The organism is Natrinema salsiterrestre (assembly GCF_029502005.1).
GTDB classification, from domain to species: domain Archaea; phylum Halobacteriota; class Halobacteria; order Halobacteriales; family Natrialbaceae; genus Natrinema; species Natrinema salsiterrestre.
On record NZ_JAMQOT010000001.1, the window covers coordinates 1 to 17,472 of the forward strand.

The 17,472-nt window shown below is 60.2% G+C and carries 13 protein-coding genes and 1 pseudogene; 4 read left to right on the plus strand and 10 right to left on the minus strand.

Annotation, left to right across the window (positions count from 1 at the left end):
* Positions 1-119, plus strand: a pseudogene (locus NDI89_RS00005) (IS6 family transposase); the annotation flags it as partial.
* Positions 120-175: 56 nt separating this feature from the next.
* Entirely contained in the window at positions 176-664 is a 489-nt protein-coding gene (locus NDI89_RS00010) for a DUF555 domain-containing protein (protein WP_277519398.1), read from the plus strand.
* A gap of 253 nt (positions 665-917) precedes the next feature.
* Here NDI89_RS00010 and NDI89_RS00015 read toward each other — a convergent pair whose 3' ends face one another.
* The 7 genes from NDI89_RS00015 to NDI89_RS00045 all read right to left on the minus strand — a co-directional run bounded on the left by NDI89_RS00015 (position 918) and on the right by NDI89_RS00045 (position 6,291).
* Positions 918-1,154 carry a UPF0058 family protein gene (locus NDI89_RS00015; RefSeq protein ID WP_277519399.1) on the minus strand — a complete coding sequence of 79 codons (237 nt, stop codon included), beginning with the start codon at positions 1,152-1,154 and terminating at the stop codon, positions 918-920.
* Positions 1,155-1,444: 290 nt separating this feature from the next.
* Positions 1,445-1,624, minus strand: a complete 180-nt coding sequence (locus NDI89_RS00020) for a DUF7836 family putative zinc-binding protein (RefSeq protein ID WP_277519400.1) — start codon at positions 1,622-1,624, stop codon at positions 1,445-1,447.
* A gap of 110 nt (positions 1,625-1,734) precedes the next feature.
* Positions 1,735-2,715: a transcription initiation factor IIB gene (locus NDI89_RS00025; RefSeq protein ID WP_277519401.1), complete on the minus strand. Its 981-nt coding sequence runs from the start codon at positions 2,713-2,715 to the stop codon at positions 1,735-1,737.
* 216 nt (positions 2,716-2,931) lie between these two features.
* Positions 2,932-3,219, minus strand: a complete 288-nt coding sequence (locus tag NDI89_RS00030; protein ID WP_277519402.1) for a DUF357 domain-containing protein — start codon at positions 3,217-3,219, stop codon at positions 2,932-2,934.
* A gap of 96 nt (positions 3,220-3,315) precedes the next feature.
* Positions 3,316-5,319: a DUF7282 domain-containing protein gene (locus NDI89_RS00035; protein ID WP_345781962.1), complete on the minus strand. Its 2,004-nt coding sequence runs from the start codon at positions 5,317-5,319 to the stop codon at positions 3,316-3,318.
* Positions 5,320-5,648: 329 nt separating this feature from the next.
* Entirely contained in the window at positions 5,649-5,960 is a 312-nt protein-coding gene (locus tag NDI89_RS00040) for a DUF8036 family membrane protein (RefSeq protein WP_277519406.1), read from the minus strand.
* A 55-nt stretch (positions 5,961-6,015) separates the two neighbouring features.
* A complete protein-coding gene (locus NDI89_RS00045; protein ID WP_277519408.1) occupies positions 6,016-6,291 on the minus strand; it encodes an ArsR/SmtB family transcription factor in 276 nt (91 codons plus the stop codon).
* 309 nt (positions 6,292-6,600) lie between these two features.
* On the opposite strand from NDI89_RS00045, the gene NDI89_RS00050 reads away from it, so the two are divergent.
* Positions 6,601-7,926 carry an FAD-dependent oxidoreductase gene (locus NDI89_RS00050; RefSeq protein WP_277519410.1) on the plus strand — a complete coding sequence of 442 codons (1,326 nt, stop codon included), beginning with the start codon at positions 6,601-6,603 and terminating at the stop codon, positions 7,924-7,926.
* Positions 7,927-8,504: 578 nt separating this feature from the next.
* Here the strand turns inward: NDI89_RS00050 and NDI89_RS00055 are convergent.
* From NDI89_RS00055 to NDI89_RS00065, 3 genes are all read right to left on the minus strand, one after another.
* Positions 8,505-10,985: a BGTF surface domain-containing protein gene (locus NDI89_RS00055; RefSeq protein WP_277519411.1), complete on the minus strand. Its 2,481-nt coding sequence runs from the start codon at positions 10,983-10,985 to the stop codon at positions 8,505-8,507.
* 1,039 nt (positions 10,986-12,024) lie between these two features.
* Positions 12,025-14,541 (minus strand): BGTF surface domain-containing protein, encoded by a 2,517-nt coding sequence (locus tag NDI89_RS00060; protein ID WP_307729208.1) that lies wholly within the window; start codon positions 14,539-14,541, stop codon positions 12,025-12,027.
* Positions 14,542-14,979: 438 nt separating this feature from the next.
* Positions 14,980-15,594, minus strand: coding sequence for a TetR/AcrR family transcriptional regulator (locus NDI89_RS00065; RefSeq protein WP_277519412.1), 615 nt, complete (start codon positions 15,592-15,594; stop codon positions 14,980-14,982).
* A 258-nt stretch (positions 15,595-15,852) separates the two neighbouring features.
* Between NDI89_RS00065 and NDI89_RS00070 the strand changes: the two genes are divergently transcribed.
* Positions 15,853-17,469: a COG1361 S-layer family protein gene (locus NDI89_RS00070; RefSeq protein ID WP_277520485.1), complete on the plus strand. Its 1,617-nt coding sequence runs from the start codon at positions 15,853-15,855 to the stop codon at positions 17,467-17,469.
* Positions 17,470-17,472: the final 3 nt, after the last annotated feature.

Sequence of the window (17,472 nt, forward strand, 5' to 3'; positions counted from 1 at the left end):
TCTTTAGAGAGATTAAACGTCGTACCTCTTCGTTCTCAAACTGTTTTAGTCACGCAAAACCGTCAACAGCCGAATCGTGGCTCCAAGCCTTCGCCGTCTGGCACAATGCTACAAACTAAACACGACCCCCGCAGTGAGGCGAACCTTCTTACTGGATGCGATACAATATCTACGTATGAATTGCAGGGTCGTCGTCGAAGCTGCCGTGCCGGTATTCGACGTTGAAACGGAAGACGAGGCGATCCGTATCGCCATCTCGAAGACGGGCGAGATGTTGAACCCTGACCTCAATTACGTCGAGATCAACATGGGCGAGCGCACCTCCCCATCGGGAGAGGAGCTCCCCCCCGCGTTCATCGCGGCCGACGAAGCGCTCGTCGCGCTCGAACTGGAGATGACCGTCTTCAACGTCGAGCGCGAGGAACACGCCTCGCGGATCGCACGGAAGGAGATCGGACAGCTCCTCGAGAACATCCCGCTCGAGGTCATCCAGGTCGACGTCCTCGAAGATGAGGATGAGGAGGAGTCGACCGAAACCGACGGCGAGTCGTCCGACAGCGAGCAGTCGGATCAGGGCGGGACGACCAGCGCTTCGGCGGCCGACGAAACTGACGACGCAGAGGACGAAGAGATTCTTCCCGAGTTCGAAGACCTCGTCGAATAAGACACTGCTACCAGTCGAGAAATCTCGTGATCGGACCGGTCGTTCGATTGCAATCGTTCCGTCCGAAACGTCGAGTAGCCGTGCGAGATCAGACCGCGACGGTACGGTTCCGTCTCAACGAGCGATTATTGCGAGACAACGATCGGCGAGCCTGCGATCGTGTGACTAATCGGGTCGGCGGCGTTCGATTCGAGCTACCGGCGAACGGTCTCGCCAGTCGGTGATTGGGTGATCTGAGGATGCGACGAGATTCTCAGTCTGCAGTTGCGGCGACTGCTTCCTGCTCCCCTTCCCGCATGTTCGTCGTGATTCCTCCAGCGATCGCAAAAACAGCGGCCTTGTGGTCGGTTTTCGACTTGTGAATTGATGTCGGCCGGATCCCGAGCGATTCGTATTCATCGAGGTCGATCTGACAATTGTCCCACTCGGCGCACTGATTCGATACCTCCGCGAGAAGACCGTGAAGGTGAATGAGCTCCTGCTTCTTCATAACCATCCGGTCCTACCCACTGCAGGGTTATATTATTATCTTGAGTCGCGTTAACACACAGCCCGTGTTGACCGTTCGGATTGTCACGGAATGAGGGGGTTCGAATGCGGCCCCTACGCGATCGAAATCGAAGGCCACTGTCGGGGTAGTATCGAATTAGTTGGGGTAATACCCTGTTTCAATCAAGTTTCAGATACGTTGTGTTCGGAGAGTTAAACCGTGACTACTGCCGGAAGGATAGTTGTACGGCCGGTGTTATGGCACTTGAGCAACATTATGGCCGCCGCCCCCTATCCGAGCTGTTTCAACGTCTGCAGATCGCGATCCGTCCGCATGAACTCGGCCGTCCGACGGGATGCGTGGCAGTTCGGACAGTGGAACATCTCGGCGGACGCGGGAAGATCGTCCGGGGAATTCTGCCAGTCTTTCGTGCATTCTGGACACAGCAGTTGGACGGTCGTTCTGTCCATGCCATACTCTTTCACATGAGTATTGATAAGCGTTGTCGCAGTTCCACGGACGCAAAAAGACCACCCGCGTCAACGCGACGCGACAGATGACAGCCGTCGACGCCGCCCGCTCAGGCCGGTGCGGCCGTATCCGAGGCCTCGAGCAGCTCCTTGTACCGGTTTCGGATGGTCACTTCGGAGATGCTGGCGACTTCGCTGACTTCGTTCTGGGTGACCTTCTCGTTGGTCAGGAGCGCGGCGGCGTACACCGCTGCCGCGGCGAGCCCGACCGGCGACTTCCCGCTGTGGACGCCCTCCTGACGGGCCGACTCGAGCAGTTCGCGGGCCATGCGCTCGGTCTCGTCGGAGAGGTCGAGGTCGCTGACGAACCGGGGGACGTAGTGTTCGGGGTCGGCCGGCTTGACCTCGAGGCCGAGTTCCCGGATGATGTAGCGGTACGTGCGGGTCAGTTCCATCTTCTCGACGCGGGAGACGGCCGAAATCTCGTCGAGGCTTCGCGGCGTGCCCGCCTGTCGAGCGGCGGCGTACAGCGAGGACGTCGCGACGCCCTCGATGGAGCGGCCCGGCAGCAGGTCCTCCTCGAGCGCGCGGCGGTAGATGACCGACGCGGTCTCGCGGACGTTCTCGGGGAGGCCGAGCGCGGAGGCCATCCGGTCGATCTCGCCGAGCGCCTGCTTGAGATTACGCTCCTTGGAGTCGCGGGTGCGGAAGCGCTCGTTCCAGGTTCGCAGGCGCTGCATCTTCTGGCGCTGGCGGCTCGAGAGCGAGCGGCCGTAGGCGTCCTTGTCCTGCCAACCGATGTTGGTCGAGAGCCCCTGGTCGTGCATCATGTTCGTCGTCGGTGCACCGACGCGGGACTTCTCGTCCTTCTCGGCGGAGTCGAAGGCGCGCCACTCGGGACCGCGGTCGATCTCGTCTTCCTCGACGACCAGTCCACAGTCCGTACAGACCGTTTCGGCGTGCTCGTCGTCCGAGATCAGTCGACCGCCACACTCCGGACAGTGCTCCTGCTCGGAGGATACCGCCGTGCTCTCGTCTTCCGTCTCGGTCTCGTTCTCGTTCGTATATGTTCGGATGCTCGTATCTGTCATGGTGTATCGGGTGGGTTACTCGGGGCTCCCGGGTGGGGTAATCCAGAAGAAACCCGGTCGCCTCAGCTAACATAGGGTAAGGCCGAAAGCCATATAAAGGTTTCGCCTACTTTATAAACTAACTGGAATTGCTATTATATAGGTTCCGGTTATATATTCATTAATCGTTTACGACTGGACCGGCCGGACCGACGCCGGTTCGACGAGCCGACGCGATCACTCGACGGTGAAGAGGTGACCGTCCCGCGGGACGTCGAACAGTCCCACTCGAGCACCGGCGTCGAGCCACGCGTGCCCGTATGAAAACGACGCGAGTGCGTTGACGAGGTCGTCTTGCTCCCGGAAGTGATTGCCGTCCGCCAGATAGGACGCCGCCATCTCGTAGCAGTCGGCCGCCGCGTCGGCCATCGGGGTTCCCTCCGGCGGTGCGACGGTCGCCGCCTCGAGCGCTTCGGTGAGCAGTTCGCCGTAGCGGTTCGTCTTCTCCTCGAGCTCGGCGGCCATGGTCGTTCCTCGTCCCTCGAGTCCGTAAGTGCGTCGTCTCAGCTGATTCGTCATTCAGAGCGTGCACCGGTGGCATGTCGATCGGCCGATCGCGCCTCAGTCGACGCGTCGGGCGATCGCTGCCGCCGCGAGCAGGGCGACGAGCGCTGCGGTGATACCGAAGCCGGGGACGCTATCGCCCGATTCCTCGTCCGTCTCGCTATCGTCGTCCTGTTCGTTCATCTCGTTACTGCCGTCTTCACCGTCCATCGAGTCGCCGTCGTCCGTGCTGTCCGTCTCATCACCCTCGACCGTGACGCTTGCGGACGCCATGATCGGTCCCCCAGCAGCCGCGTAGGGACCGTCGGACGAACCCTCGCTCTCGAGGAAGTCGTACGTCTCATCGGCGTCGGTATCCTGGTGCGCCATCGCGAAGACGTCGTCGTCGGACGTCAGCGGGTCGTCAAGCGTGATCTCGACGTCCTCGTGCGTGCCGGGTCCGAGGTAGGCGCTCGTGCCGCGAACGCTGTCGAAGACTGCGCCGTCGGCGAGCGTGCTGTCGTGAACCGTCACGAACCCGCCGTCGTGGAGCGTCACCGATTCGACGGTGATCGTCTCGCCGCCCTCCTGATCCATCGCATCGACCGTCGCCGGAACGGTCAGTTTGGCCGTGTCCACGACGGCGTCACCGTTCGCGGTGTACGGTCCGTCGTCTTCGCCCTCGCTGGCGGCGAAGTCGTACGCCTCGTTGTCGTTCGTATCCTGATGCGCCATCGGCACGACCGTCTGGCTGCCCGTCAGGCGCTCGTCGAACGTGATCTCGACGTCCTCGTGCGTGCCGGCCTCGAGGTACTCGCTCGTGCCGACGACGCTCCCGAAGACGTCTCCCTCGAAGAGGCTGGCGTCGTGAACCGTCACAAAGCCGCCCTCGGAGAGGTCGACTCGATCGATCGTCATCGTCGTGCCGTCCGACGACTGCGCCGAGGCGGACACGGCGGCCGAAACCGTCACGTCGCCGTCGTCCATCACGATGTCGCCGTCAGTCGTGTACGGGCCGTCCTCCTCGCCCTCGCTGGCGGGGAAGTCGTACTTGTTGTTGTCGTTCGTGTCCCGATGTGCCATTCCGAACAGCGCGTCGTCCTCCTCGAGTTCGTCGTCGAGGCGGATCACGACGTCGCGGTGCAGTCCAGCCTCGAGGTACTCGCTCGTGCCGCGGATGCTCTCGAAGACCGCGCCGTCCGCGATGCTACTGTCGTGCATCGTCACGAAGCCGCCCTCGGGGACGAAGACCTCGTCCACGACCACGGAGCTGCCGCCGGAGGATTGGTTCTCGAAGGAGACGGTCGCGTCGTCGCTCACCGTCACGTCAGTCGGGGCCATCACCGGGTCGCCGTTGGCGTTCGCGTACGGCCCGTCGTCGGCTCCCTCGCTCGTCGCAAAGTCGTACGCCTCGTTGCCGTTCGAATCGCGGTGTGCCATCGGGTACACCGTCTCGTCGCCCTCGAGGGGCTCGTCGAGGCTCACGCGGACGTTCTCGTGCACGCCGGCCTCGAGGTACTCGCTGGTGCCGCGGATGCTCTCGAAGACCGCGCCGTCCGCGATCGAACTGTCGTGGACCGTCACGAAGCCGCCCCCCGCGAGTTCGACGCGATCGACGACGACGCTGTCGCCGGTCGTCGGCTGTTCGGTCATCTCGAGGTCGGCCGAGACGGTCACCTCGGCGTCCGCCATCACGATGTCACCGTCGACGGTGTAGGGGCCGTCCGCCTCGCCGTTGCTCGAGACGAACGAGTACACTCGGTCGTCGTCGGAGTCGGTGTGTGCCATTGCGAACAGCGTGTCGTCCTCCGAGATCGGTTTCTCGAGGTCGACGGTGATGTTCTCGTGCGTGCCGGCCTCGAGATACGCGCTCGAGCCGACGACGCTGCCGAGCGTCTCACCGTCACCCAGCGAGCTGTCGTGAATCGTCACGAAGCCGCCCTCGGGGAGCGTCACTTCGTCGACGACGATGGTCGATCCGCCCGACGTCTGTGCGTCGAAGGTCACTGCCGCCTGGTCGTCCTGTGCTATCGCAGCCGACGCATCCGTCGCGCCGGCTGCACCCGCCGTCCCGGCCAGCATCGCGCTGACCAAAACGACGGCTCCCATCAGTACTGCGCTGTATTGGCGCATGACCCACACTGCCCGGAGTACTTAAAAAAGGATTTTCCGAACTCGGACCGCACTCCCGTGGGACTCCGACCGGACTCGGACCCAAATTCGACCCGAAACGTCCGTTCGGAGTCGACTATCTCCCGCAAAACACATCAGCGCGAGACATCGGCGCAGGATAACCCTGTGCGGTCACTATTGTCGTAGCCGTCGGTGAGAGCACGAACCGGCACCGAACCGTCGGTATCGGATTCCGAACTATCGCGGAGAAGGGACCCAGCAGGAAGACGCGAGCGCCCTCAGTCGAGGGTGATCCACAGCAGAAAGCTCAGGCCGACCGTCTGCGCGACGTTGATCGCCATCTGAGTCTGCCAGACGATCATCGGCACCAGCGACTCGTTGTGCCACCACGCCGAGAGGTCCGGATCGATCAGGTAGTAGTAGAGAACGAGCGCGTTCTCGAGCAACAGAAACGCCGCGAAGACGAGGAGGCCGAGCGTGTGCTTCGATTTGAACGTCAGGTAGTTGCGGCCCCAAATGTAGCCCAACCCCACCAGTAGCGCGACGTTGAGGGCAGTGGCGATCTTCGCGGCGGCGATCCAGAGGCTCATCTGTTCCTCCGTTGGCAACCATATGCGATATACTCTTTCCCAAATTCGTCCATACTTACTCCACCTGCTCGATTATCTGCTCGACTGTGTCCCAATGACGGCGCGTGCGATCCGTCGGCAGGTAAATCGCACCGTAATCGTCGCCGCTTTTCGTCACGATGTCGTTCTCGAGGAGCACGTCGAGATGGTGACGGATCGTCTTGTAATCGAGCTCGAGCGCCTCCGCGAGTTGGTTGGCGTTTCGCGGTTGCTCGTCGAGCGCGTTGAGGATGCGGACGCGGTTCGTGCCGCCGCGAGTGCCGGTCAGCACGTACCACAGTGCCGCCTCCATTACCCGGGGCAACTCACTCGACTGTCTTAAATGATCACGTATGAGGAATCATAACCGCAATCGACGGACGGAACGCTTTTCATCTGGTCCAGAGCCAGCTGGATCGGTGCCACTGACCGCGGGTCCCGACGTGTCATTGAGAACTGCCACGTACTCGAGTCGGAGATATCCCGTTCGAGTGGATCGCCACTGCTGTCCGCTCGAGTGAGCCCTCTCTATCGGACAGAACGGAGAGCAGGGCCGTCGTCGCAACAGGGAGGGCTTGCTGAGAGCGCAAGGGGTTTAGGGTACTCTACCCTACCCCGATACATGACCGATCAGCCACGCGTCGAGATATATACCAAAACGGACTGCCCCTATTGTGAGAAGGCCAAGGACCTCTTCGACAGCAAGGGAATCGAGTACGAAACGTACAACGTCACCGGCGACGACGACCTCTTCGAGGAGATGGTCGAGCGCGCGGACGGCCGTCAGACCGCCCCCGAAGTGTTCATCGACGACGAACTGATCGGCGGCTGGGACGATACCAGCGCACTGAACGAAACGGGCGAACTCGACGAGAAGCTCGGGATCGCAACCGAGGATACCGACGAAATCCTCGAACACCGGAAACTCATCATCGCCGGCACCGGGATCGCCGGCCTGACGGCCGCGATCTACGCCGGCCGCTCGAACAACGAGCCGCTGGTCATCGAGGGCGACGAGCCCGGCGGCCAGCTCACCCTGACCACCGACGTCGCCAACTACCCCGGTTTCCCCGAAGGGATCGGTGGCCCGGAGCTAGTCAACAACATGAAAGAGCAGGCCACACAGTTCGGGGCCGAACTCAGAAACGGGATCATCGAGTCCGTCGACGACTCGAGCCGTCCGTTCCGCGTCGAACTCACGAACGGCGACGTCTACACCGCCGACGCCGTCATCGCCGCCTCGGGTGCCAGCGCCCGAACCCTCGGCATCCCCGGCGAGGACGAGCTCATGGGCTACGGGCTCTCGACCTGTGCGACCTGTGACGGCGCGTTCTTCCGCGGCGAGGACATGCTGGTCGTCGGCGGCGGTGACGCCGCCATGGAAGAAGCCACCTTCCTCACGAAGTTCGCCGACACCGTCTACATCGCCCACCGCCGCGAGGAGTTCCGCGCGGAGGACTACTGGGTCGACCGCGTCCAGGAGAAGGTCGACGACGGCGAGATCGAGATCATGAAGAACACCGAACTGATCGAGATCCACGGCTCCCAGGAGGAAGGCGTCGACCACGTCACCCTCGTCGAAAACGAGCAGGGCCACCCCACCGACCGCCTCGACGACCCCGAAACCGAGGAGTTCGACTTCGACGTCGGGGCCGTCTTCTTCGCGATCGGCCACACCCCGAACACCGATTACCTCGAGGACACCGGCGTCGAAACGGACGACGAGGGCTACCTCCGGACCAAAGGCGGCGACGGCGGCGACCAGACCGAAACCGACGTGCCCGGCATCTTCGGCGCCGGCGACGTCGTCGACTACCACTACCAGCAGGCCGTGACCGCCGCCGGAATGGGCTCGAAGGCCGCACTGGACGCCGACGAGTACCTCGAGGACCTCGAGCGAGCCGACTCGAGTGCGGAGGAAGCGGAGCCGGCGGCGGCGGACGACTGACGACGATCGCGACAGCAGACGAGAGCCGGCTTCGCGAGCGTATCCGATAGTTGCGTCTCGTCGTGAGACCTCGTTTTCCGGACGTCGATCGTGATTCAACGTCTCTCCAGTACAGCGCGTGTCACCAGCGATTTCGCTGTGGAATCGAGCGGTGATTCGGTACTCCGGAGTAGACGATTGCACCGGTGTCTATATCGTGAGTAACCAGCTGGTCGAGAGCACTACCTAGTACAGCCGAGAATAGGCGCGCGCTCGAGGAGCGATATGACGATCCAGACGAGAGGTCGGTGGGTATCGTCGGTTGGTTGCGACCCACGACTGGAGTTCAGCATTGGCAGGCTGCTTGATCTTGCAGGGCCATGTTATGGTGTACAGCGTATTTCAAAACAAGGTACTTTTTCGATTCTATCGAACGCTAAGTCTCACATTCTTCGTTTCGCCCGTCAAGTACGGCAGATATCCACTTCATCCCGTTCATCCTAACTCGGTCGCCGATACGACGCCGTCGCTGGGTGGTGTAGCGTCCAATAAAAGAAATCGCGGAATTTAGGGCCGGCGTGAGCCGGTAGTGCTACAGCTTAGTTCTGGCGGCGGAGTGCCAGCATTGCTGCGCCGAGCAGCGCGACGAGTGCGACGCCGACACCGAAGCCGGGCGTTCCGTCGGAGCCGCCGTCGTCCGAGCTACCGTCGTCGGACCCGCTTTCGTCGGAGCCACCGGATTCGTCACCGGATCCGCTACCGGATTCGCTACCGGATTCGTCATCGGATTCTTCGCTGACTGTCAGCGTGCCGGACTCTTCGCTTTCGCCGTCAACGATCAGTTCCCACTCGTAATCGCCTTTCTCAGCGGTCTCGAGGAGCGTTTCGTTGACAATCGTCTCGGAACCGTTGCCGTCGAGTTCGACGGTGTCGTTGTAGAGCGTCTCACCGTCGAAGACGAATTCGACGTCTTCGGATTTGCTGACGTCGTTGGGGTTCTCGACTTCGACCGTTCCAGTCACGTTGTCCCCGACCATCGGCTCTTCAGGGTCGGTCGAGACATCGTAGTTGAACGACTGGAGTGCGTCGCCGGCAATCGTTTTGCCGTTGAGACTGTCGCTTGCACCGCCGTCTTCCTCAGCGTCGAGGGAGTACGGGATGCCTTCGCTGTATTCGCTGAGATCGTGAGCGATCTCGAAGGACCCGTCGTCGGCAACGTACGCGCTTTCGGACTGCGTGAAGTTACCGGACGAACGGAGTCGGTCGCTGACTTCCGTGCCGGGCGCAACGTTGGTGTCGCCGGTCACGGCTGCCGTAGCGGACGCGGGCAGTTCTTCGTTACTGTCGTCGAGATCGAACTCGCGATCCTCGAGGTCGAAGGAGTCGGTGGACTCCTCATTTTCTTCGTCTTCCTGGGCCTCTTCGCTCGCGTATTCCCATTCGTGGTCGATGTTGAGCGAGACGTCGTAGGTCTCCTCGGTCGGGAGGTCGTCTTCGACGTCAGCGTCGTCCTGAATCGAGCTGTAGTCGACGTGGAACAGCATCGTTTCCGTGGACTGGTTCGACTCGATGATCTCGACGTGATCACCGATGTAGTTGTCATCGCCGTCGGTAGTGGTCCACTCCGGCGGGTTCGCGTTCGGTCCGCTGTCCTCGCCAGAGATGGTCAGGTTGAAGTTTTCACCAGTGAGTCCAGCGTCTTCGAACGTCTCCGCATCATCGTCGGCGAAGAAGGCGTGGAGACTGTCGCTGCTGACAGAGACCAGGAGGCCGTCGTCTTGAGCGACCGTATCAGTGTCCGAGATGTTCTCGTCTTCGATCAGTCCCGCGATCGTCTGCTCGTCGGAGTCGAAGTCCCGAATGTCACTGATGCTGTCTGCGGGCGCGACCTGTGCTTGCACAGCGTCAGAGTTGAGCGTCTGACGGTTCTCGAGCGTCAGGTACGAGGTATCCTCTTCGTTGTCATCGTACACCTCTTCATTGTCCGCGTCGAAATCGGTCGAGACCGAAAGCGGATAGTCTCCGGTACCGAGAGCGTCGAGGTCATCAATTGCGTCGGCAGCCACAACCTCGACCGAGTCGTCGCCAGCTGCTGTGTATGCGTCTGCGCCGTTGAGAGTAGCTGCGTCTCCGCTGGCGGCCGCAACGGTGTTCATCTGGACGAGGACAGTCCCGGTTTCGTCTTCGTTACTGTCGTCGTCGGTGACTTTGAGAGTGGCCTCGTAGCCGGCCTCATCCATGGTACCGACCTTGAGATAGCCGGTGTCAGTCTCCGAGAGGTCGACACCGATCACAGCCGTGTTCGTGCGCGTTTCCAGAACGTCCGAATCGGAGAACTCGATGCCCCCAGCCTGTCCTTCGACCACTTCGATCGAAAGGTTCGCTTCGGCGGACGTATCGGTCGACTCGAGGCTGAAATTGTACTCACCGGTATCGATGCCGGAGAAGTCCGCATCGTACTTCCCGTCGTTGACGTCCTCGAGAGTGAGGACCTCTCCATCATCGTCCTCCTGCGCGGTCGTGAAGGACTCGTTAAAGATGTTGTGAAGGTCATCGTCGTCGAGACCGTCAGCACTGATGTTCAGGTCGTATTCTGCGCGGTTGGTGTCGATCTCGAGAGTCGCATTCTCGTTATCGTCGACCGTGTCGTCCTCGAACTCAGCGGTACGGAAATCCATATTTCGGAGTTCGAAGGATCGGTCTTCGTCCGATGTATCTCCGTTGTTAGGTCCGTTGATGTAATAATATCCGGTTTCGTAGCCGGTGGTGTCCAGCTCGTGTGTACTGCCATCGGCAGTGAATTCGTCCTCGAACCGGTCACCTTCGGCTTCACCGTCGCTGTCGAAATCGTCGGCGAAACGGATATCGTAGTCACTACCGTCGTCGAGTCCGGTAATAGTGACTGTCTGCCCCTCATAGAAGCCGCTCGAGGAGTCACCATCTGAGTCTTCGAACTGTGCGTTTTCGGCCGCCGCCGCTCCGCCCACGAATGCAGTGGACATGGCGACAACGGAAAGTACCATAAGCGCGGCCAGGATCGCTGCTCGACCCTTCTCGCGATAGGTTATCTCGTTTGTCATTTATGTTTTTAGTATTGTATTTCGGTTGGTTAGCACACGATTCGTCTGAAGGCGACCGTCCGCGTGGTATCGACGGTTCATCGTCCACCGACGGGCCTCCGGGTAGGGGTAATAGAACGGTCTTTCCACTCAAGTAATAAGTTTTGTGTTCTATTACTATAGTATTGCATCAATCTATTTTTCACTGTACGCGCGTGCGAAGCCTTCGTGATCTGTTCACGATACTCACATAATCACAGTCGGAAGCGGAATGGGAGTTCGATGAATTCATTTCAGTTTGGGGTAACCCACAGAACGCCGAAATGGTACCAGACAAAGCGCGTCGCCCGAGAGCGAGCTTCCGGGGTAGGGACCGTAGTTTTTCTCCTCCCACGGCGTGCTTTTGCGGAAGAAGCGGACCCGGCGGCGAACGACTGGCGACGACCTCGACAACAGACGAGAGCCGTCATTCCGAACGCATCCGGTAGTTGCGTCTCATCGTGCGACCTCGTTTTCGAGAAGTCGATCGTGATTCAACGACCACTCAGCACAGTACGCGTCACCAGTGAGTTCATCACGTCGTCGAACGGCGACTCAGCAGCTCGAAGTACACGAGTGTGCTGGCGACAGTATCGAGAGCAACTAGTTGATCGGGGAGCAAACCGGATCTACAGCCGGGATAGGTACGCGTGCTCGACGAGAGATGTGGAGATCCAGTCGAGACGGCGACTGGGTCTCGATAGGTGGCTGCAACTCACGACTGCAGTTCGGTCTTGGTGAGTTACTCGAGCGCATTCGGCCGCGATACGGTATCAGGGTAGTCTCAAATCACGGTACTTTTCTGCACTCATCGGACGCTGAATCTCGTACTCTCTGTTTCGACCGCCGAGTACGGCAGTGATTCCGCGTCACTCGTTCGTATCAACTCGGTCGCCGATACGCCGTCAGTAAATCGGTTACGACCAGTTGCTGAGTGACACGACGCTGTCGCTGGGTGGTGTAGCGTCCAATAAAAGAAACCGCGGAAGTTAGGGCCGGCGTGAGCCGGTGGTTCGACAGCTTAGTTCTGGCGGCGGAGTGCCAGCATGGCTGCGCCGAGCAGCGCGACGAGTGCGACGCCGACACCGAAGCCGGGCGTTCCGTCGGAGCTACCGGAGTCGTCCGAGCCGGAATCGTCGCTACCGGAGTCGTCCGAGCCGGAATCGTCGCTACCGGAGTCGTCCGAGCCGGAATCGTCGCTACCGGAGTCGTCGGACTCCTCAGCAACGGTCAGCGTGCCGGACTCTTCGGTTTCGCCGTCAACGATCAGTTCCCACTCGTAGTCGCCTGCTTCGGCGTCTTCGAGAAGGGTTGCGTCGACCGAGGTGCTTGCGCCGCCCTCGAGTTCGACGGTGTCGTTGTAGAGCGTCTCACCGTCGAAGACGAATTCGACGTCTTCGGAGACGGCTCCCTCATCGTTGGGGTTCTCAACAGCGATCGTACCCGTGACGTCGTCGCCAACGACCGGTTCTGCTGGGTCGGGGGTGACGTCGTAGGTCAGCGACTGCAGTTCTTCGCCGCCGATCGTTTTGCCGTTGAGACTGTCACTTGCACCGCCGTCTTCCTCGGCGTTGAGGGAGTACGGGATGTCAGCGCTGTATTCGCTGAGATCGTGAGCGATCTCGAAGGTTCCGTCGTCGGCAACGTACGCGCTTTCGGACTGCGTGAAGTTACCGGACGAGCGGAGTCGATCCGTGACTTCCGTGCCGGGCGCAACGTTAGTCTCGCCGCTCACGGTCGCCGTGGCGGACGCGGGCAGTTCTTCGTTGCTGCTGTCGAGGTCGAACTCACGGTCCTCGAGGGTGACGGTGTCCGTAGACACTTCGTCTTCCTCGTTGTCCTGGGCCTCATCGCTTGCGTATTCCCAGTCCTGGTCGACGTTGAGCGAGACATCGTAGGTCTCGTCAGTCGAGATGTTGTCGGTGACGTTGAGATCAGCGTTATCGTAGTCGCTCTGGATTCCCACGTAGTTGATGTGGAACAGCATCGTTCCAGTAGACTGGTTCGATTCGACGATCTCGACGTTGTCACCGATGTAGTTATCAGTAACAGTGTCGTTACCGGTGGTAGTCCACTCCGGCGGGTTCGCGTTCGGTCCGCTGTCCTCGCCAGAGATGGTCAGGTTGAAAGCGGAGGTATTGAGTCCAGCCTCTTCGAACGTCTCTGCATCGTCATCAGCGAAGAAGGCGTGGAGACTGTCGCTGTCAACCGAGACCAGGAGGCCGTCGTTCTGAGCGACCGTGTCAGTTTCCGAGATGTTCTCGTCTTCGATCAGTCCCGCGATCGTCTGATCGTCGGGGTCGAAGTTCTGAATGTCACTGAGGCTGTCTGCGGGCGCTGTGTGCGCCGTCACAGCATCAGAGCCGAGCGCCTCACGCTGTTCGAGCGTCAGGTATGAGGTGTCCTGTTCGTTGTCATCGTAGACGGACGGACTGCCATCTTCCCAGTCGCTCGAGACGGAGAGCGGGTAGTCTCCCGTACCGAGGCTGTTGAGATCGTCGTTACCGTCGATAGCTACGACCTCGACAGAGTCGTCGGTGTCGGCCGTCGTGAACGCACCTGAGCTGTCGACAGTAGCCGCGTTACCATCCATCGCGGCTGCGATGGTGTTCATCTGGACGAGGACAGTACCGGTTTCGTCTTCGTTACTGTCGTCGTCGGTGACTTTGAGGGTGGCCTCGTAGCCGGCCTCATCTATCGTACCAACCTTGAGGTAGCCGGTGTCAGTATCCGTGAGATCGACACCGATCACAGCCGTGTTCGTGCGCGTCTCGATGACGTCCGAGCTGGAGAATTCGATTCCACCAGCCTGACCTTCGGTCACTTCGATCGAAGCGTTCGTCTCGGCGGACGTATCGTTCGATTCGATGCTGAAGTTGTACTCACCAGTGTCGATATCGGTGAAGTTCGCGTTGAACTCTCCGTCTTCAACGTTCTGGAGGGTGAGGACTTCTTCTTCCTCGTCATACATTGCAGTGTTGAAGTCCTCACCGAAGATGCTGTCGAGGTTATCTTCGTCGAGGCCGTCAGCACTGACGTTCAGATCGTAGGTCCCACGGTTGGTGTCGAGTTCGAACGTTGCGTTCTCGTCGTTGTCAACCGTGTCGTCCGCGAATCCAGCTGTGCGGAACTCCATGCTGCGGAGTTCGAAGGAACGGTTTTCGTCAGATTCACCAGCGTCGTTGGGGCCGCTGATGTAGTAGTAACCAGTTTCGTAGCCGGTGGTGTCCAGTTCGTGCGTACTGCCATCGGCAGTAAACTCGTCTTCGAACCGGTCATTTTCGGCTTCACCGTTATTGTCGAAATCCTCAGCGTATCGGATATCGTACTGATCTCCGTCGTTGAGACCGGTGATTGTGACGGTCTGGCCTTCGTAGAAGCCAGACGCGACGTTACCATCTGAGTCTTCGAATTCCGCGTTTTCGGCCGCCGCCGCTCCGCCCGCGAACGCTGCGGACATGGCGACAACGGATAGTACCATAAGCGCGGCAAGGATCATTGCACGACCCTTCTCGCGATAGGTTATGTCGTCTGTCATTATGTTGTTGTATTATCGTTGTATTTCGGTTAGTTAGCGATCGATTCATCGGGAGTGCGAGTCATCGTCGGCACCGCATCGATTCCGACTTCGGGACTCACACCGGGTAGGGGTGTTCCATTCTTTTTAAGCTTTGAGTAATAAGCTTTCTGGAAACACAGTCCGCTGATATTACTCGGTAAGAACCTACTAATCGACGTGCTAAAGTCCATTTCCAGCACTAATAGTGTGGTGTGGGAGATATCAATCACTCAATATCTATGCCGGCGGTCTGCTGGTCTTGTTGCTATTATATCATTTAATGGCGTGACCGTTAGCCGGGGCTGTTTTCATGGTCCGGTATCAGACCTCTCGGTAATAGATTATTACCAAAATTACATATCTAAAACCAGTAAGCTTGGAAATAAGAAAGTGGACAGAGATTTAATATAAATGGCGCTACTGGCTGCGCTCTCGCGCGTGTACGAGCGAATCGAGATATGAGTCGAGTTCAGCGTGAACGTCCGTGAGCCACTCGTCGTCGTCAGTACTCGAGCGCCGCAGGACCGTCCCGATAAACACCGTCTGCAGCGTCTCGGCGATGGCGTCCGGATCGCACTCGCGGAACGCACCGCTATCGATTCCCGCCCGGAGAACCGTTGCCAGTGACTCTTTGAAAATTCGGTCGCTTCTGGTGAAGTGCTCCCGATACTCCGAGTCGTGGACCGCACGGGCCCGAAGCTCGAGGATCGTTGTCAGAAATCCGTGCCACTCGTCGTCGACGTCGGTCGCGAACCACCACTCGAGAATCTCCTCGAGTTGCCCTTTCGGGTCGTCGACTGCGTCGTTTCCGAACTCGGATTCGAACTGCTCAAGGAGGTATTCGAGACACGCGAGTACCAGCGCGTCCTTGTTCTCGTAGTGATGATAGACGAGTGATGGACTCTGCTCGAGTTCGTCGCCGATCGTCTGCATCGTCAGACCGGCGTAGCCGTGCTCGTTGAGACTCCGATAGGTCGCCGCCAGAATCTTTTCGCGGGTGTCCGTCGGATCGTCGAAGACGTCACTGGGCACTGTCGTCCACCTCCCGCCTCATCTTCGCTACCGAGTCGGACCGCGGGAGGCGCGAGTCGGTCGGGAACGCCACTATTGAGTCGTACGGGATCATTCAGCGATACATCACGCTACGGTGGTATAATCGATTTGATTGAACGTTCATTCAAAGAAGTTATACCGGTGGCGTCCCGCTTGTATTGCAATGAGTGACGGTCAGTTTCGCGAACATATTTTTCGAGAAACGTGGGCGATAGCGACGGTCGAGTCGAACGCGGGGTGGTGTTGGTGAATCATCGCCGCGGTGTCGCCCTCACACTCGCCGTCGTGACTATCGTCGGAATCCTCGCTCCCCTCACCGTGACGGCGACGCTGGCACAGCAAGGCGGCGAGTTGACGAAAGGCGAACCCGACCTCGAACTTGTCGACTCGAACCCGGATGTCACCCCGGGAACGGAGACGACTCTCGAGGTGAGTATCAAAAACGACGGCGACCTGCAAACCGGCGCGCGGGCGGATCGGGTGCTCACGGCTCGCGGTGTGACCGCCGAGATTTCTGACGCCGATCCGTTCGAAGCAGCGTCTGGTGAAGTCGCAGTCGGCCCGATCCAGGACGGGGCAATCGGAACGGCCCCGCTTGCGATCGAGGTTCCGGAAGACGTCGAATCCGGAACCCACGTGATACAAGTCGACGTCGAGTACGCCTACACGAATCGCGTCTCGGACGCCTCGAGCTCCCAGCAACGACTCACGAGGACCAAGACCCTGGATCTCCGTGTAACGGTTCCCGACGAGCCCCGGTTCGACGTCTCGGACGTCACGACCGACGTCGCTCCCGGCGAGAGCGGCGACGTGACGATGGAGATCGAGAACACGGGTGGTAAACCGGCAAATCATACGCGCGCGTCCGCGACCGGGTTCGGCGGCGTGACGATCGACGGCGGAACGAGTCGGATCGCCCTCGGCGACCTCGCACCCAACGAATCGACGACGACCACCGTCGAGGCGGCGATCGCCGAGTCGACCAGCGCGACGGACAAGCCCCTCGAGGTATCGTTCACGTACGCGGACGAAGCCGGTATCGATCGGACGACCGACCCCGTTCGAACGACGATGTCACTGACGGCGGCCCAGTCGTTCTCGATTCGAGACCTCGAGGAAACCCTCGCCGTCGGATACGAGGGAGACGTGACGGGGGAACTCGTCAACGACGGGCCGGGTCCCATCGACGATGCGGTGCTCGTCGTCGAGCCGATGAGCGATTCGCTGTTCGTCGAGGACACCCGGTACGCCCTCCCCGAACTGAAGCAGGGCGAGGCCGCCGACTTCCGGTACCCGACCGACGTGAGCGGGCAGGCCGACGCGGGGGCGCGCCAGCTCCGCTTTACCGTCGAATACACCGGAAGCGGCGACGCGACGCTCCAGGACGGCCCGATCTCCGAGCGGGTCGTCGTCGACGACCGGACCGACGAGTTCTCGATCAGCGACGACGGCGCGTCGGTCCGCCAGGGCGAAACCAGCGACCTCGTGCTCGAGATCACGAACGAACGCCCGGAGACGCTGTCGAACATCGATGCCAGACTGTACACCGAGGGGGCGCTCGACGCTCCCGACGACGAGGCGTTCGTCAAGGAACTCGAGCCGGGTGAATCGGCCGAGATTCCGTTCGAGATCACGGCCGGATCGGACGCGAGCGTCGAGACGCATCCGGTCGAGCTCGACTTCGAGTACGACACCGAACGGGGAGAGACGGTCCTCTCGGACGTCTACCAGCACCCGATCGAGGTCGAAGCCGGCGAGGACGACGGCGGCGGGTTCTCGTCGATCATCGTCGGGATACTCGGTGCGCTCGCAGTGAGCGGAATCGGCATCGGCCTCTGGGTGCGACAACGCTAACCG

Coding starts and splice junctions, on each gene's coding strand:
- NDI89_RS00010 (WP_277519398.1), top strand. CDS start 176: ATGAATTGCAGGGTCGTCGTCGAAGCTGCCGTGCCGGTATTCGACGTT.
- NDI89_RS00015 (WP_277519399.1), bottom strand. CDS start 1,154: ATGAAGAAGCAGGAGCTCATTCACCTTCACGGTCTTCTCGCGGAGGTA.
- NDI89_RS00020 (WP_277519400.1), bottom strand. CDS start 1,624: ATGGACAGAACGACCGTCCAACTGCTGTGTCCAGAATGCACGAAAGAC.
- NDI89_RS00025 (WP_277519401.1), bottom strand. CDS start 2,715: ATGACAGATACGAGCATCCGAACATATACGAACGAGAACGAGACCGAG.
- NDI89_RS00030 (WP_277519402.1), bottom strand. CDS start 3,219: ATGGCCGCCGAGCTCGAGGAGAAGACGAACCGCTACGGCGAACTGCTC.
- NDI89_RS00035 (WP_345781962.1), bottom strand. CDS start 5,319: ATGCTGGCCGGGACGGCGGGTGCAGCCGGCGCGACGGATGCGTCGGCT.
- NDI89_RS00040 (WP_277519406.1), bottom strand. CDS start 5,960: ATGAGCCTCTGGATCGCCGCCGCGAAGATCGCCACTGCCCTCAACGTC.
- NDI89_RS00045 (WP_277519408.1), bottom strand. CDS start 6,291: ATGGAGGCGGCACTGTGGTACGTGCTGACCGGCACTCGCGGCGGCACG.
- NDI89_RS00050 (WP_277519410.1), top strand. CDS start 6,601: ATGACCGATCAGCCACGCGTCGAGATATATACCAAAACGGACTGCCCC.
- NDI89_RS00055 (WP_277519411.1), bottom strand. CDS start 10,985: ATGACAAACGAGATAACCTATCGCGAGAAGGGTCGAGCAGCGATCCTG.
- NDI89_RS00060 (WP_307729208.1), bottom strand. CDS start 14,541: ATGACAGACGACATAACCTATCGCGAGAAGGGTCGTGCAATGATCCTT.